Below are 23,975 nucleotides of genomic sequence, written 5' to 3' on the forward strand. Positions count from 1 at the left end.
TAGAGTAGGGCGGCATCCCTCTATCGTAATCAATCGGAGCAAGAATACCTATCCTAAATTATTGGAAACAGCCTGACTGTAGAAACACCCAAGCTTTCCTCTTCCTTATTGAATAGGTTGTAATACATCAATTTACAATCTAAGGGGATGAATATGTCGCGATACGTTGGAAGCAAATGGACCAAAACAGTTGCCATTCGCAAACAGCCCTTTCTTGCTCAATATGTACCTGAAACCTCTCGAATGACGAAGCAAGCGCTTAGAAGACAATTGCTTAAGTATCGAATGGTCTATGTCAAACCTGTGTTTGGCATGCATGGTAATGGCGTTATGCGTGTGGAGAAAGTGGATCAAGGTTATCGCTATCAGCTTGGCAGCACCATCAAAACCTACAAGGAGTTTGACTCCTTATATAGAGGCATTCATGCAGCGAAGAAAAAAGGAAACTATCTCGTGCAGAAGGGAATCCATCTCCTAAAGCACAACGGTCGGAGATTCGATCTGCGCGTGATGGCGCAGTACACGCCTGCGAAGAAATGGGTCACCTCCGGAATCATCGGCAGAGTCGCGGCCAAACACAAAATAGTAACGAATTATCACAATGGAGGCCAAATTCTAACGGCTGAGAAACTGCTCTATTCCCACACCGAGAAGGTGCAGGCTAAGCTCGAACTATTGTCGAGGCTAGGCGTTGTTGCTGGGCAAACGATGGGGCGTTCGTTTCCGGGCGTTCGTATGATCGGACTGGATGTCGCGCTGGATCAATCGCTCCATCCATGGGTGCTCGAAGTGAATACTTCGCCGGATCCTCATATTTTCAAAAAGCATCCCAATCCGCAAATTTATAGAAGTATTATGAAGCTAATCCGATCAAAGTCGAGATAAAGTCGCGGAAACGCGGCTTTTTTTGTGCGCAAACCATTCCCAAAAACAAACAAAAATCAAACATGTAATCCAAAACATTTTTAATACTTTGTACTTATCATAAGATGTATTGGAAGGATTGCTGCAATAACATAAGATAAGGTGTGATCCGTAATGAAGCTGGGACAATTGGAAAAAATCAATCTATTCGAAGCGACGAAAAATATGAGCGAATATACGAACTTCGTTGTCAGCGAAGTAAACGATCATGTCCTACGAGCAGCAGTAATTGATGGTGAGATTCATTGGCATAAACATGAGGATTACGATGAGCTATTTATGGTTATTGATGGAGAACTGATCATTGATTTAGAGGACGAAACCATCATCCTGCAGCAAGGAGAAGTGTTCACCGTTCCGCAAAACGTCTTGCACAGAACGCGTTCGAATGGACGTACAATAAATCTCTGTTTTGAGAAAAAAGAACAAATGATGACGTTTGGTAACTAGTCGATCAGATAACTTTGGAAATGCACTAGCTTGAGTGAGCGAAGCAAGATGTATCGTCGTGATACATCTTTTTTTCACATATAAGCCAATCAAACACAAATCTAATACTTTTCTTATGAAAGGAGTATCATTCGAGTGCTTAATTCCAACTCAGAGCTTTCTAACATCAGTTCGGATGAAGTATTAGTAGAGAATCAGAAGCAATACATGAATGAACTGAGCGAGCGTTTGTCTTTCTTAAAGCATTTGTCTGGCATTGGAGATGACACGATTTGCTTCGAGAACGCCAGGCAAATTTATCGAATCGTTCATTCGATTAAAGGAAGCGCCCCCATATTAGGCTTCGATAGAGTCGGCAATATGGCAGCACAAATGATCGGCGATTGGGAGTGGACGCAAGAGGAAGCGGCGGAGCCTAAACTGCATGATACCCTACAGCTTCAATTCAAACAAAGCTCGCATGTGATGAGATCGCTGCTCCCGGAACTTGAACTGGAAATGGAGCGTTGTGTACGCGATATCAAGCAAAGTAATGCCCAAGCGCCAAGTTGGAGTATCGGCTACGATTCGCAGGTTGGTAAACGCATTTTGATCATTGAGGACGATAACATTCTGCGTGCTTATCTGGCTCGAAGACTCTTCTTGGATGGGTATCAGGTCGATGAAGCTTCCAACGTAGAAGAAGCGATTATGTTACTGCGCAATCATCAATATCAGCTCATCACGCTCGACTTAATGATGTATCCCAAGAGCGGCTACGAAATTTTTGAAATTCTTAAAGAAGATATGATGATCCGGTGGATACCCATGATTGTATTATCCGGCCGTGATGATATTCGCGATAAGGTCCGTTGTTTCCAGATGGGGGCCGATGATTACGTCGTCAAACCGTTTCATTACGATGAGCTTTGCGCGCGAGTTCGACGTTTGATTGAGCGAAATCAAGAATATAACTTCGTGGCTTTTCATGATCCCCTTACAGGACTCTTTAACCGACGGTATATGGATAAACAAATTCAACTCGAGCTCGCCCGCGTCAATCGCTATCCTTCACCAATTACAATGGTTATCCTGGATATCGATTATTTCAAAGCGATTAACGACAATTCCGGCCATCAGATCGGTGATATGGTTCTGCAGAGTTTAAGCAACCTTCTTGTGAGTAAGGTCCGTAAGACAGATATGGTCGCAAGGTGGGGCGGTGAAGAATTCATGCTCATCATGCCCGGTACGAGAGATACCGAGGCCGTGATTTTATTGGAAGAGATACTGACACATGTCCGGGAAAATCCTATTTTCGTCGATAACATGAGGAATACGTTTATTACCTTCTCGGCAGGCGTCGTGCAGTGGAAACCGCAGAGCAGCATCTCCGTCTGGACGCGTCATGCTGACTTTGCTCTCTATAAAGCGAAGCGTACAGGAAGGAATCGGATCGTCAAATCTTCACTCCGGAAGACGGTTGCTAAGAAGATCCTGGTCGTAGAAGATGATCGCGTACTAAGACGAATGATCGTGGAATTAGTGAAGGACTGCTCTGAGCAGGTGCTGGAAGCAACGAATGGACTAGATGCCTATGAGTTGTTGACCAAAGAAGAAATTGATTTATGTATCCTGGATTTCAATATGCCGAATCTCGATGGCTTGGCTATGCTCAGACGCGTCGAGCAAGAGGGGAATGTTTCGAAGAGAACGAAATTTTTGATGGTTTCCGGCAATGAAAGCCATCATAATATGAAGACAGCCATCACCTTAGGCGCGGATGGATACATCACCAAGCCATTTACATTTCCTGACTTGAAGAAGAAGGTTATGTCCTTATTACAGCTGCGATAAAGATAATCCGGAGGTAATTCGTATGAATAATGAACTTACCGTACTAAGAAGAGTGCCGACTCTGGCAGAATTTAAGCATCTTTGCCAGGGAGTGGGTTGGAACGACTATGTGAACTTCGATGTTGCGGAAGAATCATTAAGCCGCTCCTTGTTCGGCGTTGTCATACATGATCAGGGCCAACCCATTGGAATGGGGAGAGTGGTCGGAGACGGCTTTATTTATTTCTACATTCAAGATATTGTCGTGCTGCCTGCTTATCAGAACCGAGGAATCGGTAAAGTAATTATGGAAACGATCAAACAATTTATTGAAGAGAATGCGCCTGAGAAAGCTTTCGTCGGATTGTTTGCTGCACAAGGCAAAGAATCATTTTACACCAAATACGGATTTCAGAACCATACAGGTTTGACCGGGATGTTTGGCGTTGTCCATAATCGAGTTTTGTGCTAGAGCGAGCACCTTACTGATCCTTGAAAATAGTAGGACTGCCCATCACATTCGCTGCTTCTTTGTTTCGCTGAATCCAGAACACAATCGAGAACACAACGATACATACGAAGGTAAGCATAAAGTTATAGAGAAACATGGTACGCATGCCGACCGCTTCGCTAGCGATGCCGCCGGCCAAGCTTCCGATAATACGGGCAACGCCAAGCGTTAATAGTCCGTTTAAGGTTTGACCGCTTGCTTTCAGTTCCTTCGGCACTTCCTTATTGATTACATTTGCCATTGTCACGGACAGTACGATAAAGATCAAACCATGCAGCGCCTGTGCAGGCAACAGCCATACAGGGTCGTGAATCGTCGAGAACAGATACCATCTGAGTGCTGCTGCTGCACCGGCCCCCAGTAATATATGCGAAGTTTGAACGCGCTGAAAGATACGTCTAGACAGCAGCAGGAAGGGTACTTCACTTAAGGATGAAATCACCATCGACCAGCCGAGCCATGCGGTGTCGCCGCCCATTTCCTTGAAATATAACGGAAAGAATGCGTAATAATAACCAAGCGTAATTTGGAATACGAAATTTGCGCTTAAGTACAGCATTAATTTCCGATTACGGAATAAGACCCATACCGGCATTTTGCGATTTCTGGCTTGATGACCTTCAATCTTCGGAAACCGCAGTGCAAGTAAGAAACAACATGCAAGGATAATTGCGTAGACGCCAAACAGCCAGTCAATTCGTTTCTGCGCGATGAGTCCGAATACAATCGACATGATGGCAAAGCCGAATGTTCCGCCAAGTCGAATGAGGCTGAAATTCCCTTTGCCTCGCTTATCTAACGCCTCTAACGTGATCGCGTCGCCTAACGCAAATATCGGAGATTGAAAGAACGTAAATATACAGATGAACACGAGCAAAAATACGAAATGGTTGGACAGCGGATAGAGCAGCATGGTAAGCCCAGTTCCAACGATAAGGAAGAGTAGAATGCTGTTCTTCGTCTTGGCACGGTCACTGAAAAGGCCCCAAATCGGCTGTGCGAGGATCGCAACAAGCGGACCCAGTCCGAGCAAGGTGCCGATTTGTGATTGCGTGAATCCGATGTGCTGAAAGTAAAGCGGTATAAATGTACCATACACAGCATTTGCCATGTAGAAGAATACGTAGAAGAACACGAAATAAACGAGATTGATCGGCATGATGTACCTTCCTTTATTAACGGCTTAAAGTGTTAACGCATTTGTAGTAGTTCCTCGTAAGGCGGTCGATTCCTGCAAGTACGTTTATTCGACTACAACAAAACCAAGGCTGCCGGTAAGGCAGCCTTGGTTTTGTTTCGATTAGATATGCGAGAACTTCGCGAATTTCTTGCGATACAGCTTCTCAAGACCGACGGAAATGAGATGGAAACCAAGAATATAGACGATGTAAAGGGCCAGTGGAATGAAAAGAATCCATTGGTAAATAAATAAATTGTTTCTGGCTTGACCGATAAGCCCGCTCCATTCATTCGAGCGGCTCACGTATTGGATAGGATCGAAATACTGGGTCGTTCCACCAACGAATATATTGAAGATCGCCAATTGCCCGAACAATCCCAGGATGAGTACGACTTCTTGTACAAACAAGATGACGAAGCTTTCTTTCATGTGCGGAAAAATGTGCGTTCGAATAATTGTTGCGTGACTTGCACCGATCGACTTGGCCGACAGCACGAATTGACGCTCTCTCACGATCATCGTTTTCTCTTTCATTGTCGAGGCAACGGATGGGATGCCGACAACGGTTAATACAACGGCAATGATCAACGACATATAGAAGGGAGAGGTCGCCGGGTTCATCGTAATGCCGATCATGATCATCCATACGATGATAAAGATAGGAATGCCGTTCAATACATTCCAGATTGGAAACGATTTGGTGCCAAGCTTTCTTTCTTTCCCGATGTAGCCAAGGAACAGACCAATGAATCCGCCAATCGATACACGAGCTAATGCCACTGCGAGCGATACGAAGATCGTATATTGCGACCCCGCAAGCAATTTGGCCATCATATCGTAACCGTCTTTATCCGTTCCGAATAGAAAATTCTCATTTGGCGCAACAGGCGGCACATAAAGTGTACTGTGTCCATCTGCATCGACGACATAGTCGGTCTCGAAATGATCGTTAAGATCATGAGGAGCAACATATTGTCCGAAAAGGGAGGCAGCAATCATCATAATGGTGATGATCAGACCGGCAAGCAACGTTTTATTCATCGTACAAACACCTTCTCCCAACCGAATACGACAACTTTGAGCGACGCATAAATGATGGCATAGAGCAACAGCAGCGTGAGAATCCCGTTTACGACAAGACTGTATTGGTAGCCACCGTATGCGAACGCGTTAGAGAAAACAAGCAGCGTAACGCCATTCAAGTTGTATAAATATTCGAAGATGAAGAGATTCCCGAATAAGATGCCCATGAATTTGTGCAAATCTGCTTTGACGAAAGGGAGCACATTCGGAAGGGCATGATAGAATATAATGTAGGTTTTACCAAGTCCGCGTGCCTTAGCGAAATTGATGTAGTCTTCTGTCAGCGTGTGGCTCATATGCAAAGCGACATTACGGATCATATAAATGGCTGGTATAATGATCGTAGATATCAATGGCAATGCGACAGCAGGGTCGTCAGTTGAGAAGCTTGCCACTTGAAAGATGACAAGTCCGGTTTCGGAAGCGATAAATACAATTAAAAATTGAAGCAGGAGTACGATGACGAAATCCGGAAATACACTAGTTAACTCCAAGACGCGTTTCAGCCAAACTGCACGTGAGACTGCAAAGTAAACGCCAAGGATAATGCCGAGTGTCATGCCAACGACAGCCCCGATAATCATGTACGTAAAGGTAACAGAGAAGCTGCTGCCGATCTGTTCCCAGAACGATAATTCGGTTTTACCGGAAAAGTATTGAAAGGAGTATCCGCTCCAAATTCCATCAAGATAGCTGTGAATACTGGAGAAACCTTTGGCCCAGTGGAACTGAAGCGAACTGTCCAGACGGTCTGGCACAAGCACGGCAGGGAACATGGCGAAGAGAAGAACAAACAGCAAGATACCGGGAATAACTAATGATAGTTGAAATGCTTTTGACATACAGTGATCGCTTCCTTTCTAATAGATTTCCGAGTGGGATCATTTTATAAAGTATAGCTACTTGTGTAATAATTACAAGACTTGACGAAATCCGACAAAACCCAACATCTTGATGCGTAAATGTTTACATATGATTGTTAATTTTTTGTGAAGGCTTCCGTGATTCGATTGGAGGGGGAACTGATGAATTACGATTTCGACCTTGTGATAGCACGCAGAAATAGGTCCAGCTTGAAATGGGATGCAGTCAATAGGAATTCGGATCATGAAGATGTCATTCCGATGTGGGTAGCTGATATGGATTTTGCTTCTCCTCCAGAGGTGATTGAAGCGTTGAAGGAACGGGTGGAGCACGGTGTATTTGGATACTCTTTCCGTTCGAATGCCTACCTGGATTCGATTGTATCGTGGTTGAAGAACAGGCATCAGTGGACGGTGAAGGAAGAGTGGATCGCGCATAGCCCGGATGTTATCGCAGCGTTATCTTTGATTATGAGCACCTTTACTGAAGCGGGGGATAAGATCGTCATCCAATCGCCGGTTTATAATTTTGCCAGAATGGTCGAGGCGCAGGGGCGTCAGGTCGTATATAATCCGCTAAAGCTTCATAACGGGCGATATGAGATGGATTATGAGGACTTGGAAGCGAAAATAGATCCCCATGTGAAAATGTTAATTCTCTGCAGCCCGCATAATCCGGTAGGCCGGGTTTGGGAAAGAGAGGAACTACTTCGTTTAGGAAACATCTGTAGGAAGCATCATATACTTGTCGTTACCGATGAAATTCATTGTGACTTGGTTTACGCTGAGCATCGGCATATTCCCTACGCTTCGCTAGCAGAGGAGTTCGCGAATTATTCCTTCACTTGCATATCGCCTAGCAAAACATTCAATTTATTAAGTTTTCATGCCTCAAGCGTCATTATTCCAAATCCTGCGCTGAGGGAGAGATTTAACCAAGAGTTGAATGCCAGGGGGATCTCATCCCCTAACACGTTAGGACTTGTTGCGTTAGAGAGCGGCTATCGGCATGGGGAAGACTGGCTGAATCAATTGCTTCTTTATTTAGAAGGGAATGCACGGTTTCTGGTTCGTTATTTGGAAGAACACATTCCGGAGATCCACGTAAATGAATCCGAAGGGACTTATCTGATTTGGCTCGATTGTCGTGCACTGAACCTCTCCGTTAAGGAACTAGACGAACTGTTCTCGGAACATGCTGGTGTAATCCTGAGCTCGGGTTCACAGTTCGGTGTCGAAGGTGAAGGATATATGCGGATGAATATTGCTTGTCCGCGAGCTGTGCTGGAGCAAGCGTTAGCGCAAATTGCAATGGCTGTTGGATCATTGCGTACGATATGGAGGAGAGAAAATGACTGATCATACAGAAACACCTCAAGTTGGATGGAATTTTGACAATAGCTATGCTAAGTTGCCGGAATCTTTCTTTAAGAGACATCTACCAAGTCCGGTACATGCACCGGAGCTGGTTATTCTGAATGAGCGTCTGGCGGCGACGCTTGGGCTGAATGTGGAGGCTCTGAAAGGGGATGACAGTATTGCCGTGTTTGGCGGCAATGAAGTCCCGGAAGGCGCATTGCCGATCGCGCAAGCCTATGCCGGGCATCAATTCGGGCATTTCACGATGCTCGGAGATGGACGAGCCATTCTGCTGGGCGAACAGATCACCCCTTCAGGCGACCGCGTTGATATTCAGTTGAAGGGACCGGGCAGAACGCCATATTCTCGCCGAGGCGATGGAAGGGCGGCGCTAGGTCCGATGCTACGCGAATATATTATTAGTGAAGCGATGCAGGCGCTTGGGATTCCTTCCACGCGCAGCCTTGCAGTTGTCACTACCGGTGAGCCGGTCTACCGTGAAACGGAGCTGCCCGGAGCTGTCCTGACCCGTGTGGCTGCCAGTCATATCCGTGTTGGCACCTTTCAATATGCAGCGAATTGGTGCACGCTTGAAGATTTATGTACGCTTGCGGATTATACACTGGAGCGCCATTATCCGGAAGCCGCCGCAGTCGACACCGATAACCGTTATCTCGCGCTGCTGAAAGCCGTGATTTCGAAGCAGGCTGAGCTCATTGCCAAATGGCAGCTGGTTGGATTTATTCACGGCGTCATGAACACCGACAATATGGCATTAAGCGGAGAGAGCATCGATTATGGTCCTTGTGCATTTATGGATGCCTACGATCCGTCGACGGTATTCAGCTCCATTGATTCACAGGGGCGTTATGCGTATGGCAATCAGCCGAAGATTGCAGCTTGGAACCTTGCTCGTTTTGCAGAAACACTTCTGCCGCTATTACATGAGACCGAATCGGAAGCCGTGAATCTGGCAGAGGATGCAATCGCAGAATTCGCCTCGTTATTCCACTCGCACTGGTTATCTGGGATGAGAGCTAAGCTTGGTATCGTAAACGAAGAGCCGGAGGATGATGCTCTAATTGAAGAGTTATTGACCATGATGCATATGCATCATGCGGATTATACCAACACGTTCCGTGCCTTAACGGAAGATAAACCGGATGAGATCACGATGTTTGACACTACAGGATTTACAGAGTGGCTTGCGAAGTGGCAAGCTAGGCTTGAGCGGCAGCAAATAACCAAAGAAGAGTCGCAGCAGATTATGCGGGGCAGAAATCCGGTGATAATCCCTCGCAACCACCGGGTAGAGGAAGCACTGGATGCGGCCGTCAATTCAGGCGATTACAGTGTAATGGAGCGATTGCTGGAAGCGATCGCGAATCCGTTCGAGCAATCTTCCGAGCATGCTGCTTATTGTACATTGCCTGCTTTATCAGGCCAGCCTTACCGCACGTATTGCGGGACTTAATTTATTAGGATATAAATGAAAAACAGCGAACCGAATGATTCGCTGTTTTTTCATTTTCTTTTGTTTTGTTGCGAAAATGCTTGCCGTGGCTGCTGGTAGTATGGCATATTTTGAGAGTGAAAAAAGCATTTGGGAGGCGAAGCATAGTGAATAATAAGGAACGCTATTTGTTTGATCTACAAGGATATTTGGTCGTTAAGAATGTATTATCAGCTGAGCAACTCGAGCGGATGAATCGTGTTGTGGATGATCGCATTTCGCAGCCGGAAGATTCTATTCTGCAATGGGGCGAGGATTTTCGTGCATTGATTGATGATACGAAGCTGAACGCGCATTTAAACGAAATCCTTGGCGAGAATTACAGACTTGATCACGAATATGCCATTATACATCGTAAAGGCGCACCACAGCTTGGTCTGCATGGCGGAGCTACACCTTATGATCCCGGTCAATATTACACCTTCCGCAACAATCAAATGTTCAGCGGTCTTACCGTTGTATCCTATGCGTTGACGGATATTGGCGAAGATGATGGTGGATTCAGCTGTATCCCGGGAAGTCATAAATCCAATTACAGGACACCGCAGGAGTATCGGGATTATACGGAAATTGGGCCTACGGTACATGTTCCACAGAAGGCTGGAGACGTTCTGATTTTTACGGAAGCGCTTACGCATGGGACATTCGCTTGGAAAGCGGAGCATGAACGCAGGTCGCTGCTGTTTAAGTTTGCCCCGGAGATGATTTCTTGGAGTGAGCATAATCGGGACCAGAGCTTCATGGATTCGTTAACGGAAACGCAGCGGAAGCGACTGCTGCCGCCGGCATCCCCAGGTTATCGTTATTTTGGCTATTAGACTGCAGAAGAAACTAAGGTTAATGGATAGAGAGGATGAATCGAGTGACAGCTGTCGTAGCGCCATTAGCTGGTTGGAAGAATATTCCTTTCACGAATGTAGAGATTAAGGATGCCTTCTGGCGTCCCCGTTTGGAAGTATTGAAGAACGTGACTGTTCGAACCTGCCTTGATCAATGTGAAGCTACTGGGCGTATTTCTAACTTTGCAAAAGCAGGCGGCCTGCTGGATGGCGAACACGAGGGCCTGTATTACAACGATTCTGATTTGTATAAAGTTATTGAAGGGGCAGCATATGCCTTGATGCTGGAACGGGACCCTGCTCTGGAAGCCGAGCTTGATCGGATTATTGCGCTTATTCAAGCCGCACAGGAGCCGGATGGTTATTTAACGACTTATTATACTTTGCGAACTTCAGAGCGCAAATGGTCCGATATGGAGAAGCACGAAATGTATAACGGCGGGCATCTGATCGAAGCCGCTGTCGCTTATTATGAATCGACGGGTAAACGAGTACTGCTCGATGTAGCGTGCCGTATGGTGGATCATTACGATAACCTATTTGGTCCCGGTAAACGGCATTGGGTAGAAGGGCATGAGGAAATAGAACTTGCCCTCGTGAAGTTATATCGCGTTACGCAAGAGGAGCGTTATTGGAAGCTTGCGCTTTGGTTGTTGGAAGAGCGAGGTCATGGACATGGGTTCGGAGCGATATGGGACAAGCCTGATTGGGGACCGGCTTACTGCCAAGACGATGTTCCAGTACGCGATATTGAGAAGGTAACCGGTCATGCTGTTCGTGCCATGTATTTGTACACGGCGATGGCGGATGTCGTGCATGCGTCAGGTGATCCGACTTATGTCAATGCGCTGCACCGGGTTTGGTCCCATACCGCGGAGCGCAACATCTATGTTACCGGTGGGATCGGGCCATCGGTGCATAATGAAGGTTTTACGCATGACTTTGACCTTCCTAATGAATCCGCCTATTGCGAGACATGTGCAGCCATCGCGATGGCTTTCTGGAATCATCGGATGAATCTACTGTTCGGCGATGCTAAATATGCCGATTTGGTCGAGAAAGAACTGTATAACGGTGCCTTATCCGGTATTTCGCTATCCGGGGATAAGTTCTTCTACGTAAATCCATTAGCCTCCAAGGGCGAGCATCACAGGGTGGAGTGGTTCCACACTTCCTGCTGTCCGACGAATCTTGTTCGCTTCCTGCCTTCGATCGGGCAGTATGCGTATGCGAGCACAGCTGATGGAATCGTTGTGAATCAATATATTAGCGGCGATGCGGTCATCACCTATGGTGATGGCGACGGGCACCAAGTAAAACTCCAACAAACGACGAATTACCCATGGGATGGATCCATTGCGATTACGGTGGAACCGGAGCAGGAGCAGAAGAGGGAGTTTGTTCTACGTCTTCGCATACCCGATTGGTGTAGAGGCTATAACTTGCGTATTGGCGGGGAGAAAGTGTTTGCTCTGCCGAAGAGCGGCTATTTGGAAATTAAGCGGAACTGGTCTGCGGGAGATGTCATTGTACTCGAACTGGATATGCCGGTTGAATTGGTGCGTGCAAGAACCGAAGTCGAGGCTAATCGCGGTCGTGTTGCCTTGCAGCGAGGGCCGATTGTATACTGTTTGGAAGAAGTAGACAATTCAAGTCTAGCCTTTGACGATAGTACGCTATCGGACAGGGATTCGATTTATGTAGATCACGACCCCGAGTTGCTTGGAGGTTGTACGGTTTTGACTGCGAGCAGCAGAGAGGCCGGAGGTACTCCGCTTAGGTTCATTCCGTATTATGCATGGGATAACCGGGATCCAGGCTATATGCAAGTATGGATTCGCGAGAAGGACACTACACATCTATATCGTTATTAATGGATTATGGAGGGACTTATTCTAATGACAACAGGCAGCACATCAGAGAATAAAGGCAAAAAGTTATCCGGTAATCCGATCGTATCCGGTTGGTATGCGGATCCGGAAGCTAGAATTTTTGAAGGCCGTTATTGGATTTACCCGACGTATTCAGCGCCGTATGATGAGCAGCTGCATTTGGATGCCTTTCATTCATCTGATTTGGTTGAGTGGACTAAAGTGACGAATATCCTGGAAATGAGCAGCATTTCTTGGGGCAAACGAGCGTTATGGGCACCATCTCCGATTGAGCGCAATGGAAAGTACTATCTGTATTTTGCAGCTAACGATATTCAGAGCAATGACGAACTTGGCGGTATCGGTGTAGCCGTCTCTGATCGACCTGAAGGTCCGTTCCGTGATGCGATTGGCAAGCCGTTGATCGATAAATTCTATTATGGAGCCCAGCCTATCGATCCGCATGTATTTATCGACGATGATGGAACGGCTTATTTGTATTATGGCGGCTGGGGACACTGTAATGTCGTCAAGCTGAATGAAGATATGGTGAGTTTAGATCAATTCGAAGATGGCACCACTTTCGTAGAAATAACTCCTGATCATTTCGTAGAAGGCCCATGTATGATTAAGCGAGGCGGTCTCTATTATTTCATGTGGGCCGAAGGCGGCTGGGGCGAGCCGGATTATTCCGTCGCCTATGCCGTTTCGCAATCTCCGATGGGTCCGTTCGAACGGGTAGGTAAAATATTGCAGCAAAATGCTGAAATCGCAACAAGCGCAGGTCATCACGGCATCATTGAAGTTCCGGGTGCCGACGAATGGTATATCGTGTATCACCGCAGGCCCTTGACCGAAACGGATCGGAATCATCGCGTTCTCTGTATTGATCGCATGCATTTCTCCGATAATGGCAGCATTGAGCCCGTTCAGATTACGTTCGAAGGTGTCAGTGAACGATTGCTTTAAGTTCAGATCGAAGTATGCATGGAATCCGCGGTTAATCGCGGATTCTTTTTGTTTGTTCGTTACTCGAAATTAGCTATACAAAAGTTGGTGAATCGTTTAACCTAGATAGAAATGACTTCAGCAGAGGGACGACATATGACTTGGAAATTGCCTTTCTTTAAGAATCGAAAAGATTCAAATCAACGCAAGTACTTAAAAATCATCACGAACGAAGGCATTTCAGGCGTACTACTGGCCAGCTTGATTGGGGGGCCATTCCTGACCGGCTACATGCTGCATTTGGGTGCATCGTCTGCACAGATCGGATTCGCATTAGCCATTCCGGCCTTTGCCAATTTGGCTCAAATCTTTACCGCCATCGTTACACATAACGTTGATAATCGCAGAGCCTATGTATTCGGTTATGGTGCGTTGTATCGATTATTATGGGTGCTGACAGGACTTATTCCGTTTGTGCTGCCTCAAAGCTACTGGGTATATACGTTTATTATCCTGTATTTGCTCTCGTATCTGTGCTCTAATATTGCCGGCGTAATATGGGCTTCCCTCATCGGGGATATGGTGCCTGCGCAGGTTCGGGGACGATATATGGGTATTCGAAATACGATCGTTGGCGGACTTGCTGCTGCGGCCGTTCTGTTCGGCGGACAGTTGTTGGAACATTATTCGCAGGAGAAAGGCTTTATCATTCTCTACGCAATAGCAGCGGCTTGCATGGTGTGGAATGGGTACCACTTGTTCCGCTATCCGAATATTCCATTCGAGAAATCGAAGGAATCGCAGAAGCTGAAACTGCTGCTAAAGCCGCTGCAGGATCGTTCCTTTATGCGAGCAACTCTGTTTCTAGCCACGTGGATCTTTATCCAAAATGTAGCCGTTCCGCTATTCTCCTATGCCATGCTCGATGTCATTAAAGTGAGTATTCAGTGGGTTTCCATCATTACTACGGTTCAGATGATCGTCATGATGATCAGCTATTATGTGTGGGGAAATTTGAACGCGAAGTACGGCACGAAGAAATTGCTGATGTGGACGCTTCCGATCATTGCGACTTCCTGCATCTTATGGGGAGGGATTGCGTGGCTGCCAGCGATTCCGGTGCTGATTGTCGTTCATGTGCTGTTAGGGATTGGCACCGGTGGTTTCACCCAACTGACGTTTAATTTTACAATCGAGGATTCGCCGAGTGCGGAGCGGACTATTTATGTGGCGGTTTATGCGATGCTGACAGGCTTTACCGGTTTTATTGGTCCGATACTTGGCGGTGAAATCTATCATCAGCTGCGCACGATGCCTGCATGGATGGAACAGTATGGATTCAGTGCATTTATGGGGCTTGTACTGCTAGGTATTGCGATGACCGTGGGTCGTTCCATGCTGAGCAATAGACCTGCTAGAATAGAAGTCACAGCCATGTTACGCAATAAGAAGAAAGAGCTGCTAAGTAAGCACCAATAAGAAGATCATAAGAGCTGCCGGAATGATGATTCCGGCAGCTCTTATTATGTGTGGAAACGAAGTCCAATTAATAAGGGATTTTAGGATCATGAAGGAGAGAGTAGGTGTTGTACCGAAAACACTATGTTATGATGTTTTGGATTCGTTTACGAAAGAAGGTTAACCACGATGAAAACAACGATTTATCTGACAAGGCATGGCGAAACTAAATGGAATGTAGAAGGCAGATTGCAAGGTCACATGGACTCTGACCTCACAGAACTAGGCATACGCCAAGCTGTATGGCTAGGTAAATCATTGCAGGATGTTCATTTCGATGCGATTTATACGAGCAACAGCCCAAGAGCGCAAAGTACTGCGGAGATCATTAAAGGTGATCGCAAAATAGATTTGTTTCAGAGTGAGGATTTGAAAGAAATCTACCTAGGCTCCTGGGAGGGACAGAAATTTACGGAAATTGAGCAAACCTTTCCAGTAGAACATGTAGCCTTTTGGAATACTCCACATGTGTATACTCCGAACAATGCCGGCGAATCGTTCATCCAATTACGGAATAGGGTTATTCCGAAAGTTAAAGCAATAGAAGCTGCTCATCAAGGCGGAACTATTCTTCTAGTTACACATGCCGTTACATTGAAAATAATCATGGCACACTTCAAAGGAGATCCACTTGACCAGCTTTGGTCACCTCCGCACATTCATCCAACTTCGTTAAATAAAGTCATCCTCGCAGAGGGAGAGTATCATATCGAGTTGCATGGGGACGTATCGCACTACAAATCTTAACTCGCCGGGGCTCCGACAAGTCGCTGCTCGAACAGGTCAATCAGATGCAAGAACCGTTCTGCTTCACGGTACACGTGATCAGCAAGAAGAGGGTGAATGATGCTTTTGATCCGGCAAGCCTCAATTAGATCACGAGCCGTTTTCTTGAAATCCCGGAGTCCGGCAACCGATACCCGGTTCTGATCCAGAAACTGCGTTAAGAGCGGTGTCGTTTGAGATTGGGGACGCATCGAACTTAAATCTTGTGCTTGAAAAAGTAATTGATCGAAATCATGGCTGAAATCTCTCGCTTGATCCACCAGTTTCCGTTCTGACGGATCCAGGAGATGCCCAATAAACTTGGCGTGATCCGCCATGATTTTGAGGAAGAATACATTCTCATCAATGATCGAATCTGCCAGCGGCTCCAGTTGACCGTTATTCAACTCATGAAGGCGGTTTCGAAAATAATTAGCTTCCCGGCTGACATGGTCCACTAAGAGGGGGAAGTTATTTCCGCCCGGCAGTTTGCACGTAAGGATTAGGCCTAATATCTTGCGCTTGTACACCCAGATGTGAGATGCAGCCGTACATACCTCCGTGTTAAACGCTCTGATCTGCTGCGGGTCTGTATCCAAGGAGAATGCGTTTGCTTGGGCCTCAATCTGTTCGAAGACCCTGTAGAATCCGTTCGCTTCCTGAATGAGCTGCGTATCTTCACAGCGAAATCCAAGCTTGAGAAATAACGAATGTTCTTTCATGATGCGTGACCAGAAGCGAATCTCTTCCAATGACTGCGTGACAAAGGCGTCTGCCATCGAGTAACCTCCTTTTATCGGCTGCCTTTATTACCATATGGGCCAATGCCGGAGGTTAAATGTTGTCCGTTTATTTAATAATAAGTGGTGTTACTGAGAAATATTTCAATATATAAAGGGGGTAAAGGTATGACAGAGATCTGGGAAGCGAGTTTTATACAAAATCAAACGATGTGGGGATTTGAACCAGCAGATTCGGCAATCCTTACGAAGGATTTTTTTCTAGATAAGAAAGTTAAAGATATATTGATACCTGGTATTGGATATGGAAGAAACGCAAAGGTGTTTATGGACAACGGAATCGATGTAACAGGCATCGAAATTTCACAAACAGCGATTGATTTGGCAAGGCAAGAAGGGCTTAACATGACTATTTACCATGGTTCCGTGACGGATATGCCTTTTAATAACAAACGATATGACGGCATATTTTGTTATGCACTTATTCATTTGTTGAATGAACATGAGAGGAGTAAGCTTATTCAAGATTGTTATAATCAATTAGAACCGGAAGGATATATGATTTTCGTTACGATTTCCAAGGAAGCCCCCATGTATGGAACGGGCAAGCAACTCGGAAAAGACTATTTCGAGATCTTTGAAGGCATGAAAATGTTCTTCTACGATGCTGACTCGATTCAAAAAGAATTTGGGGAATACGGACTGATCGAAATTTCGGAAATCGTTGAGCCGCATAAGAAAATGGAAAGTAAACCTCCATTTACATTTACCATGGTAAAATGTCAAAAAGGTGCACGCTGAAACTAGCCTCTAGGTGCCCAGAGCATGATCGAAACACCAACGATACAAACCGCGGCGCCGATGCAGTCATACATGTCTGGCGACTTGCGGTCAACTATCCAGGCCCACAGGACAGCTAATACGATGAATACACCTCCATAAGCGGCATACACGCGTCCGAATGACGGGAAATTCTGCAATGTCGGTATGATGCCATATTGCTCCGTGTCTCCTATCTCTTTCAATCACTTCCACAGCCCATTTAGCTGCATTAGTTAGAGTATAGTGGGTCGGAGGGTGGGGGAGCAAATAAAGAAAGGCCGCCTTCGATAACTGCTTAGGAGCAGAATCGAAGGCGGCCTTTTTGTCATTCATTCCATGTCATGAACTACGATTTGTTATCCGTTACGTCTTCTCTTGTGTCAGAGACGAGTTCCTTGGCAGATGTCTTGAACTCGTGCAAGGTGCGACCGACTGCGCGGCCAAGCTCAGGCAGCTTGGATGGGCCGAATACAATAAGAACGACGACTAAAATCATCATAAGTCCCGGTAATCCCACATTTTGCAACATACGAATCATCTCCAATCGAATAGTAGTCTTGAATTAGTCTTGATTATGATTGCTCGGATATGCGGCAAACGCTTCGATTTCAATCAGCCAATCGCTGTTCACTAGACTAGCAACACCGACAGTGGAGCGAGCGGTCTTGGTCGGGTTTGTCTTCGTGTTAAAATATTTGGCATATGCTTTGAACCAGCCGTCATAGTCGAACTTGCCTTCTTTGGCAGCATCGGGAGCGATGTATACACGCAGATATGTAACATCCTTCAAGGACAGTCCTTGTTCTTTCAATTGTTTCTCGATATTTTGAAGGATACTCGTTCCTTGTGCTTCTGTATCCCCGTAACGCTCATAGACTGTTTTGCCTTCTTTATTAATAACAGCCGGTACGGTACCGCTTGTTGCGAAAGTGGCTGTGCCGGCAGGCACCGCGACCGCGCTTGAGATCGAGGATTGCGGACTTCCGTAGAACTCCGGTTCGTGGATCGGAGTAAGCGGATATTTGTTAGGTGTGACCGCAGCGGCATACAGCGTTGCGGTTGCGGTTAAGGATGCTACGATGACAGTGCCAATGGCGAGTTTAATTTTGCGATTCATATTCATTCTAATATCCCTCCTGTATGTTTATTCTTTCATGACGCGAGCATGGATGTCCGTGACGACTTCGCGAGCAGACTCAATGCCGCCCGCCATCCAAGCCGTGATGTAACTGATATGTTCCCCGGCGAGATAGACGCGGCGATCAGGCTTACAGAGCACCGGATAGTTTGTTCTTCTCTCCTCTGCGGAGTAGGAGACCCAGCTGCCCATGTTGTACTTAATCGTTTTCCAGTTGACGGAGAAGGAGGATTCGAATTCACTGTAGTATTGCGGATGGATCTTAGCCCCTTGTTCCAAAGCAAGCGCTTCGCGCTGCTGGAAGTTGAGCGCTCCGAACTTGTCAGCACTTCCGCCAAAAGCATAGTAGCCGAGCAGTACCCCTTTCTTGGCAAAGTAGTTCGTAGGCGGATAATAAATGGAGGAAATATCCAAGTTCGTCAGTGTGTTTCCTCCATAGATTTGATCGTCTTCTTCCCAGAATCTGCGCTTAAACTGCAGTCCGATCTTGCCTGCGTTCGCATAGCTTGTGTTGTTGATCGCCTTTGTCATATCAGAAGATAGGTCATGTTTGATCGTCTTCAGTACGGACAAGGGGATTGTACAAATGCAGAAGTCGCCTTCGATTTGCTTCGCCTCTCCGCTTAGCAAGTCGGTGTAGGACACTTGGACCTTCTCCCCGACATGCTTGATCTCGGTTACCTCCATATTGTGCTTGATCCGGTTGCCAAGCCGTTTCTCAAAAGCCTTCGGAATTGCGTCTATGCCGCCAACGGGGTGGAACATCATCATCTGCTGATCATAGCCGTACTCGCTGCTAAAATAATTGGCGAATCCGGAATTAATAATGGCTTTCATATCGAATGGATCGCGGATGACGCCGGCATCAAGCCTTGAGCCAGGCTCGTCTTTGTAGCCGCCGCGAGACGATCCCTTATAGAACAAATCGGCATCCAAATTACCTTCGGAGCGAAGGTAAGAGACGACTTTTTCTTTCTCTTCCGGTGAAATCGGCAGATCAAGGCCAGGCTGATTGACGGCTTTGGCTAGCAGCTCGCTGATGTAGCCTCTCACATCGGCTTTCGCGGCGCGTTTACGGACACGAGTGCCAGATAAGGCGCCGACTTTCTCATTGTAATAATAGGCACTATCGTTCACGTTGTTGAAGGGCTCCATCGGAATGCCGAACTCCCGGCAGTAGTCCATTGTGACATGAAATTGCGGGATGCGCATCGGACCTGCGTTCAAGTAATGACCATCATCGAATCGTGCGACTTGCTTCTGCCCGCCAATCTCTGTCACCGTCGTTCCTCGACGAACGGACCAATTGCGACCGCCTGAACGAGCACGGGCTTCGAGAATGGTGCAGTCGTATCCGGCCTTGCCAAGCTCGTAGGCGGCCGTCAAGCCGGCTATACCTGCACCAAGGATGACGATTTTCTTGCCGGAGCGATTGGTTCCTTTTAAATCCCAGCTGGAAGGTGGCGTATATTCCGCCGCCTTCATCGTTTGGGGGGTAAACAAGCCCATCGTGCCCATGACGCTGAATACGGCAGCAGCACCGCCGATCTTGCCGACCGTCGTCAGAAATTGTCTGCGCGACACTTCGTTAGGTGATTCTTTTGTTTCCATGCGCTTCAGCTCCTTTGGTAGATCGTCTGTTCGACTCTGCGAGAAATGTATCATGGATTTTTTCGGTAGCGCCAATAATTTGTTAGAAAGTCTAACATCAATAAATTTTATATATGCGATAAAAATATTGAATCGTATTACAAATAACTTACAAAAAAAGCAGTAGGAATGCCGCTTTCACGTGATCCAAAGAAGTTGAGGGAAGGTACTATTTACCATTTGGATCCATATGCTGGGTAATCAGTCCCATTGAATATTCCAAATGATGGTGTTAACATTTCGACCCAAGAAGGTTTATGTTATATTTCCTAACATTGTATTTTTGTCAGGAGATCAACCGACGATCAACTACTATACGCACTAGGGAGGCTGCCGAGCAATGAATGACAAGGTAATGAGCATTGGAACTGTATGCGACTTGACTGGATTGACGGAAAGGCAGATTCGCTATTACGAGGAGAAGCAGTTGGTTTTCCCGGTCCGGACGAAAGGCGGCGCACGGAAGTATTCGTTCGACGACGTGGAGAAAGTGAAGGAGATTAATTTGAAGCTCAGGGATGGGTTTCATACGTTTGAGCTTAGAAAAGCCGGAAGGGTGTGCTGCGAATGAGAGATGGCGAAGAAACGATGTCGATTATGTCGCATATCACCGAGCTGAGAAGCCGAATATGGCGTATACTCGCTGTCGTGGTTCTTTCGCTCTGCATTGGACTGTATTTATCGCCGAAAGTGCTGCATTATCTGAAGAGCGTTCCGCCAGGCTCGCGGATAACCTGGAATGTGTTCTCCCCATGGGATGGTATTCGCATGTATATGACGATCGCGCTCGTATTCGCACTTACGGTATCGCTTCCGTTTATCCTGTTTCAGCTATGGAGCTTCGTGAGAAAGGGGCTTCATCCCGAGGAGCGCAAAGCGGCACTCCGTTATGTACCATACAGTGTTGCGTGTTTCTTGATCGGATTGGCATTTGGTTATTTGGTCGTTTTTCCAATGAGCTTCGAATTCACTTCGAGAATTACGAAGAGCATGGATCTTGTTGAGACGTACGGCGTTGCTCAATATTTTGGGTTTATGACCAATATCGTGATCCCGCTTGGCGTAGCTTTCGAGCTACCGGTCGTCGTTATGTTCTTAACGAAGATCGGCGTGCTGACACCGCAGGTGCTTCACCGGATGCGGAGATATGCGTATTTGGTACTCGTTATCGTAGCAAGTCTTATTTCCCCACCGGAGCTGATCTCGCATTTGATGGTATTCATCCCACTCGTCATACTCTATGAAATTAGTGTCTTGCTCTCACGTGCCGTCTACGGTAGGAGAAGAAGTAATGCTGTAGCCGAAGTCACCGGTTCAGCTTAAGAATGAGGGAGATCATCCCGCAAAAAAGGTACCCCTGCATGATCACTTAGCGATAAGTGTCTAGTGCAAGGGTACCTTTTTAACTACTTGAACAGGGTAATAAAGGAATGACATTCTTTATTTTAGCTTGAGCAAATCTGCGCCGTTCTGAACAAACGTAGCGACATTATAGAGCAGTAGAACGTTTTTAATGTTGTTTACTTTCATATAACTTCCGATACTGCCGTTATAGTAGCGTAAATCGATGACATGAATCTCGGATACTTGTCCCGTCATGAACGGAATGAAGCTGTGCGCATATGAATCCTTCAGTACGAGCAGCTTGTCTAGTTTCTTGCCTGGTCCTACCTGCTCGGACTTCATAATGCTCAGAGCGTGTACACCGCCCAAGAAGTAGGCGTATTTGTCTTTCTTCTCCAGAAATTCCGGCGCAAACAAACTGGAATACGTTTTATTCGTATCCGCAATATACATGGAGGTGTGTACTGGATCCTTCGGCTTATAGACCTCAATCCGATCAGGCTGTAACCCCGCGAATTGACTCTTGGAATGGAAGCTCCCAAGGAAAGTATCACTAACGACGGTTTTGTCAAAGGCAGATAGAGGGAGTGCCTCCCATCCCATGCTACTAGCATAGGACTGGTAAGCTAAATAAGCACCGTAAGTCGTCCAATGGTGATCCGTACGGTAATAAATCTCTTCTTCCCGGTGCGGAACGAGTATATCAAAGCCGTTCAGGAAAGATAGATCTCCGTTATACCGACTTTTGACGAAAGAGATTGTGTCTCTCTGCGATCCGGTTGGGGCTTTCCAAGGCAGTCGGTCAGGGTATACGCCTATTGAAGTCGGAGCAAGCAAGAACGTCACATCCACTTCGGGATGCGCATGAGCGAATTGCTTGACTGCATCTGCATATGTGGCGATCTTCGTGTAATCGGGTTCCGCGTACTTCTCGAGTAAATATCCGTCTGTTCCTTTGTAAATGCCGTTGTTTTCTTGACGGAGGCGAAGCTGCTCGATCGCTGATTTGACCCACACCCACCTATCCCGATAAGGAAAATGGTCGATTACGTAATCCTCCGTTTCCTGAGGTACTTCCTTTGACCAGATACGGTCCCATGACAGCTGCGGAAGCTTCTGCAGGTATCGGTTCTCGGACTCCGAGAATGCCGGTTTCGGCAGGAATAGGAGCAGGAGGGATGCTAGGAATAGGACGGACACGAATCCGATGATGAGCAGTTTATCTGTTGTTGCCTTCACATATAGACACTCCTTGCAGGTTAAAACCGGAAGTATAAGAACGGGTTAAACGTGGCGTCGACCAAATAAGCAACGCTCAGGAAGAATAGCACGGCCAAGCCGGCCAATTGGAGAGGTGCTGCATAGCTGCGTCTCCATACACCTCCAGGAATGGATGCCATGATCAAGATAATGATCAGTATCACGTTCGAATAGAGCATGTACATGCTCGCATCGTTCCAAGCAGGCTGTCCGTTCGCTCCGAACAAGGCTTGGAAATAGTGCCAGGCGTTCGGCAATTGGTCAAAGGCAAACAGTACCCAGCCGATCAGGATAAGCAGGATTGCATAGGCATGCCTAACTACTCGGGGCCATCGGTTGAGCAGATTGAGCAGCCACATTTTCTCCAGAATAAGAACGACCCCGAAGTAGAGCCCCCATAATAAGAAATTCCAGCTTGCCCCATGCCAAATGCCTGTTAACAGCCATACGATCATAATATTGCGAAGCTGCTTCCAGAGTCCAAGGCGATTGCCGCCGAGTGGAACGTAGACATAATCCCTGAACCAGCTGCTTAGCGATATATGCCATCTTCGCCAGAAATCCGTAATACTCTGAGCTGCGTAGGGTTTGTTGAAATTCTCGTTGAAGCGAAAGCCGAACATGAGGCCCAGACCAATCGCCATATCGGAGTAACCGCTGAAATCGAAATAAATTTGAAAGGCGAACGCAATAATGCCAAGCCACGCAGTCAACGCCGGAAGCGTCTGCAAGTCAGAGGTGGACACCGCGTCCCATACGAGTCCGATATTATTGGCCAGCAGCACCTTCTTCGCTAGTCCGATAACGAACCTGCGAATACCTTCCGAGAAGCCGGCAACCGTAACCTCTCTATTCTTAAGCTGCTCGGCGATCGTATTGTACTGAACGATAGGCCCTGCGACTAACTGCGGGAATAAGGCGACGAACGTCCCGAAGTCGATCCAGTTGCGCTGTGCTTGCGTACGTCCTTTATAAACGTCAATAATGTAGGACATCGATTGGAAGGTGTAGAACGAAATACCGATTGGAAGCGCCAGCTCGGTCAGCGGAATCGCCGTGCCGAGCAAGCCGTTCACATTCTCAATGACAAAGTCGGCGTATTTGAAATATGACAGCAACCCGAGGTTCACGACAATTGATGAAACGACGATTGCCTTACGTGTTTTCACACCGCGCTTAGGATTGCCAAGAAGAAGACCGAATCCGTAGTCCGTCACTGAAGACAGAAGCATGATACAAATATAGACCGGTTCACCCCATGCATAGAAAACGAGGCTGGTTATGAATAGGACAAGATTCCGTGCCTTCTTCGGCGATAAGAAGTAAAGCGCGAGCACGGCCGGGAGGAAGAGAAACAGAAAAAACAGGCTGCTGAATACCAT

The 23,975-nt window shown here is 46.7% G+C and carries 24 protein-coding genes; 14 read left to right on the forward strand and 10 right to left on the reverse strand.

Annotation, left to right across the window (positions count from 1 at the left end):
* Positions 1 to 153 precede the first annotated feature (153 nt).
* The 4 genes from AC506A_RS04455 (at position 154) to AC506A_RS04470 (ending at position 3,661) form a co-directional block, all read left to right on the forward strand.
* On the forward strand, positions 154 to 885 hold the full coding sequence (locus tag AC506A_RS04455; RefSeq protein WP_495459760.1) for a YheC/YheD family protein: 732 nt from the start codon (positions 154 to 156) through the stop codon (positions 883 to 885).
* Between the two features lie 153 nt (positions 886 to 1,038).
* Positions 1,039 to 1,374, forward strand: coding sequence for a cupin domain-containing protein (locus tag AC506A_RS04460; RefSeq protein WP_495459761.1), 336 nt, complete (start codon positions 1,039 to 1,041; stop codon positions 1,372 to 1,374).
* Positions 1,375 to 1,509: 135 nt separating this feature from the next.
* Positions 1,510 to 3,210: a response regulator gene (locus AC506A_RS04465; RefSeq protein ID WP_495459762.1), complete on the forward strand. Its 1,701-nt coding sequence runs from the start codon at positions 1,510 to 1,512 to the stop codon at positions 3,208 to 3,210.
* Positions 3,211 to 3,232: 22 nt separating this feature from the next.
* Entirely contained in the window at positions 3,233 to 3,661 is a 429-nt protein-coding gene (locus AC506A_RS04470) for a GNAT family N-acetyltransferase (protein ID WP_495459763.1), read from the forward strand.
* Positions 3,662 to 3,671: 10 nt separating this feature from the next.
* Here AC506A_RS04470 and AC506A_RS04475 read toward each other — a convergent pair whose 3' ends face one another.
* The 3 genes from AC506A_RS04475 to AC506A_RS04485 all read right to left on the reverse strand — a co-directional run bounded on the left by AC506A_RS04475 (position 3,672) and on the right by AC506A_RS04485 (position 6,805).
* A complete protein-coding gene (locus tag AC506A_RS04475) occupies positions 3,672 to 4,859 on the reverse strand; it encodes an MFS transporter (RefSeq protein WP_495459764.1) in 1,188 nt (395 codons plus the stop codon).
* Between the two features lie 141 nt (positions 4,860 to 5,000).
* On the reverse strand, positions 5,001 to 5,921 hold the full coding sequence (locus AC506A_RS04480) for an ABC transporter permease (protein ID WP_495459765.1): 921 nt from the start codon (positions 5,919 to 5,921) through the stop codon (positions 5,001 to 5,003).
* Positions 5,918 to 6,805, reverse strand: coding sequence for an ABC transporter permease subunit (locus AC506A_RS04485; RefSeq protein ID WP_495459766.1), 888 nt, complete (start codon positions 6,803 to 6,805; stop codon positions 5,918 to 5,920). The genes AC506A_RS04480 and AC506A_RS04485 overlap by 4 nt, the downstream gene beginning before the upstream one ends.
* A 183-nt stretch (positions 6,806 to 6,988) precedes the next feature.
* Here AC506A_RS04485 and AC506A_RS04490 point away from each other — a divergent pair, with 183 nt between their 5' ends.
* From AC506A_RS04490 to AC506A_RS04520, 7 genes are all read left to right on the forward strand, one after another.
* Positions 6,989 to 8,185, forward strand: coding sequence for a MalY/PatB family protein (locus AC506A_RS04490; RefSeq protein WP_495459767.1), 1,197 nt, complete (start codon positions 6,989 to 6,991; stop codon positions 8,183 to 8,185).
* A complete protein-coding gene (locus tag AC506A_RS04495) occupies positions 8,178 to 9,659 on the forward strand; it encodes a protein adenylyltransferase SelO (protein ID WP_495459768.1) in 1,482 nt (493 codons plus the stop codon). Before AC506A_RS04490 ends, AC506A_RS04495 begins: the two co-directional genes overlap by 8 nt.
* A gap of 146 nt (positions 9,660 to 9,805) precedes the next feature.
* A complete protein-coding gene (locus tag AC506A_RS04500) occupies positions 9,806 to 10,516 on the forward strand; it encodes a phytanoyl-CoA dioxygenase family protein (RefSeq protein WP_495459769.1) in 711 nt (236 codons plus the stop codon).
* Between the two features lie 44 nt (positions 10,517 to 10,560).
* The gene (locus tag AC506A_RS04505; RefSeq protein ID WP_495459770.1) at positions 10,561 to 12,411 is read left to right on the forward strand and encodes a glycoside hydrolase family 127 protein; all 1,851 of its coding nucleotides are present in this window, start codon (positions 10,561 to 10,563) and stop codon (positions 12,409 to 12,411) included.
* Between the two features lie 24 nt (positions 12,412 to 12,435).
* Entirely contained in the window at positions 12,436 to 13,377 is a 942-nt protein-coding gene (locus AC506A_RS04510; protein WP_495459771.1) for a glycoside hydrolase family 43 protein, read from the forward strand.
* 135 nt (positions 13,378 to 13,512) lie between these two features.
* Positions 13,513 to 14,835: an MFS transporter gene (locus AC506A_RS04515; protein ID WP_495459772.1), complete on the forward strand. Its 1,323-nt coding sequence runs from the start codon at positions 13,513 to 13,515 to the stop codon at positions 14,833 to 14,835.
* A 168-nt stretch (positions 14,836 to 15,003) separates the two neighbouring features.
* Positions 15,004 to 15,621: a histidine phosphatase family protein gene (locus AC506A_RS04520; protein ID WP_495459773.1), complete on the forward strand. Its 618-nt coding sequence runs from the start codon at positions 15,004 to 15,006 to the stop codon at positions 15,619 to 15,621.
* Here the strand turns inward: AC506A_RS04520 and AC506A_RS04525 are convergent.
* Entirely contained in the window at positions 15,618 to 16,418 is an 801-nt protein-coding gene (locus AC506A_RS04525; RefSeq protein ID WP_495459774.1) for a DUF2935 domain-containing protein, read from the reverse strand. The two genes, AC506A_RS04520 and AC506A_RS04525, sit on opposite strands and share 4 nt — an antisense overlap.
* Positions 16,419 to 16,547: 129 nt before the next feature.
* Between AC506A_RS04525 and AC506A_RS04530 the strand changes: the two genes are divergently transcribed.
* Positions 16,548 to 17,180: a class I SAM-dependent methyltransferase gene (locus AC506A_RS04530; protein ID WP_495459775.1), complete on the forward strand. Its 633-nt coding sequence runs from the start codon at positions 16,548 to 16,550 to the stop codon at positions 17,178 to 17,180.
* Between the two features lie 2 nt (positions 17,181 to 17,182).
* Here the strand turns inward: AC506A_RS04530 and AC506A_RS04535 are convergent, their stop codons facing one another.
* The 4 genes from AC506A_RS04535 to AC506A_RS04550 all read right to left on the reverse strand — a co-directional run bounded on the left by AC506A_RS04535 (position 17,183) and on the right by AC506A_RS04550 (position 19,950).
* Complete coding sequence (locus AC506A_RS04535; protein WP_495459776.1) at positions 17,183 to 17,404, reverse strand: YnfA family protein; 222 nt, start codon at positions 17,402 to 17,404, stop codon at positions 17,183 to 17,185.
* Between the two features lie 143 nt (positions 17,405 to 17,547).
* Positions 17,548 to 17,730, reverse strand: a complete 183-nt coding sequence (locus AC506A_RS04540; RefSeq protein ID WP_495459777.1) for a twin-arginine translocase TatA/TatE family subunit — start codon at positions 17,728 to 17,730, stop codon at positions 17,548 to 17,550.
* Between the two features lie 33 nt (positions 17,731 to 17,763).
* Positions 17,764 to 18,324 (reverse strand): RidA family protein, encoded by a 561-nt coding sequence (locus AC506A_RS04545; RefSeq protein WP_495459778.1) that lies wholly within the window; start codon positions 18,322 to 18,324, stop codon positions 17,764 to 17,766.
* A 21-nt stretch (positions 18,325 to 18,345) separates the two neighbouring features.
* Positions 18,346 to 19,950, reverse strand: coding sequence for a flavin monoamine oxidase family protein (locus tag AC506A_RS04550; protein WP_495459779.1), 1,605 nt, complete (start codon positions 19,948 to 19,950; stop codon positions 18,346 to 18,348).
* A 379-nt stretch (positions 19,951 to 20,329) separates the two neighbouring features.
* On the opposite strand from AC506A_RS04550, the gene AC506A_RS04555 reads away from it, so the two are divergent.
* Positions 20,330 to 20,560, forward strand: a complete 231-nt coding sequence (locus AC506A_RS04555) for a MerR family transcriptional regulator (protein ID WP_495459780.1) — start codon at positions 20,330 to 20,332, stop codon at positions 20,558 to 20,560.
* Positions 20,557 to 21,312, forward strand: coding sequence for a twin-arginine translocase subunit TatC (gene tatC / locus AC506A_RS04560; protein WP_495459781.1), 756 nt, complete (start codon positions 20,557 to 20,559; stop codon positions 21,310 to 21,312). Before AC506A_RS04555 ends, tatC begins: the two co-directional genes overlap by 4 nt.
* Positions 21,313 to 21,429: 117 nt before the next feature.
* Here tatC and AC506A_RS04565 read toward each other — a convergent pair whose 3' ends face one another.
* Both AC506A_RS04565 and AC506A_RS04570 read right to left on the reverse strand, forming a co-directional pair.
* Positions 21,430 to 22,572 carry a DHHW family protein gene (locus AC506A_RS04565; RefSeq protein WP_495459782.1) on the reverse strand — a complete coding sequence of 381 codons (1,143 nt, stop codon included), beginning with the start codon at positions 22,570 to 22,572 and terminating at the stop codon, positions 21,430 to 21,432.
* Between the two features lie 20 nt (positions 22,573 to 22,592).
* Positions 22,593 to 23,975: an MBOAT family O-acyltransferase gene (locus AC506A_RS04570; protein ID WP_495459783.1), complete on the reverse strand. Its 1,383-nt coding sequence runs from the start codon at positions 23,973 to 23,975 to the stop codon at positions 22,593 to 22,595.

This window comes from Paenibacillus sp. N22P23 (assembly GCF_059383735.1).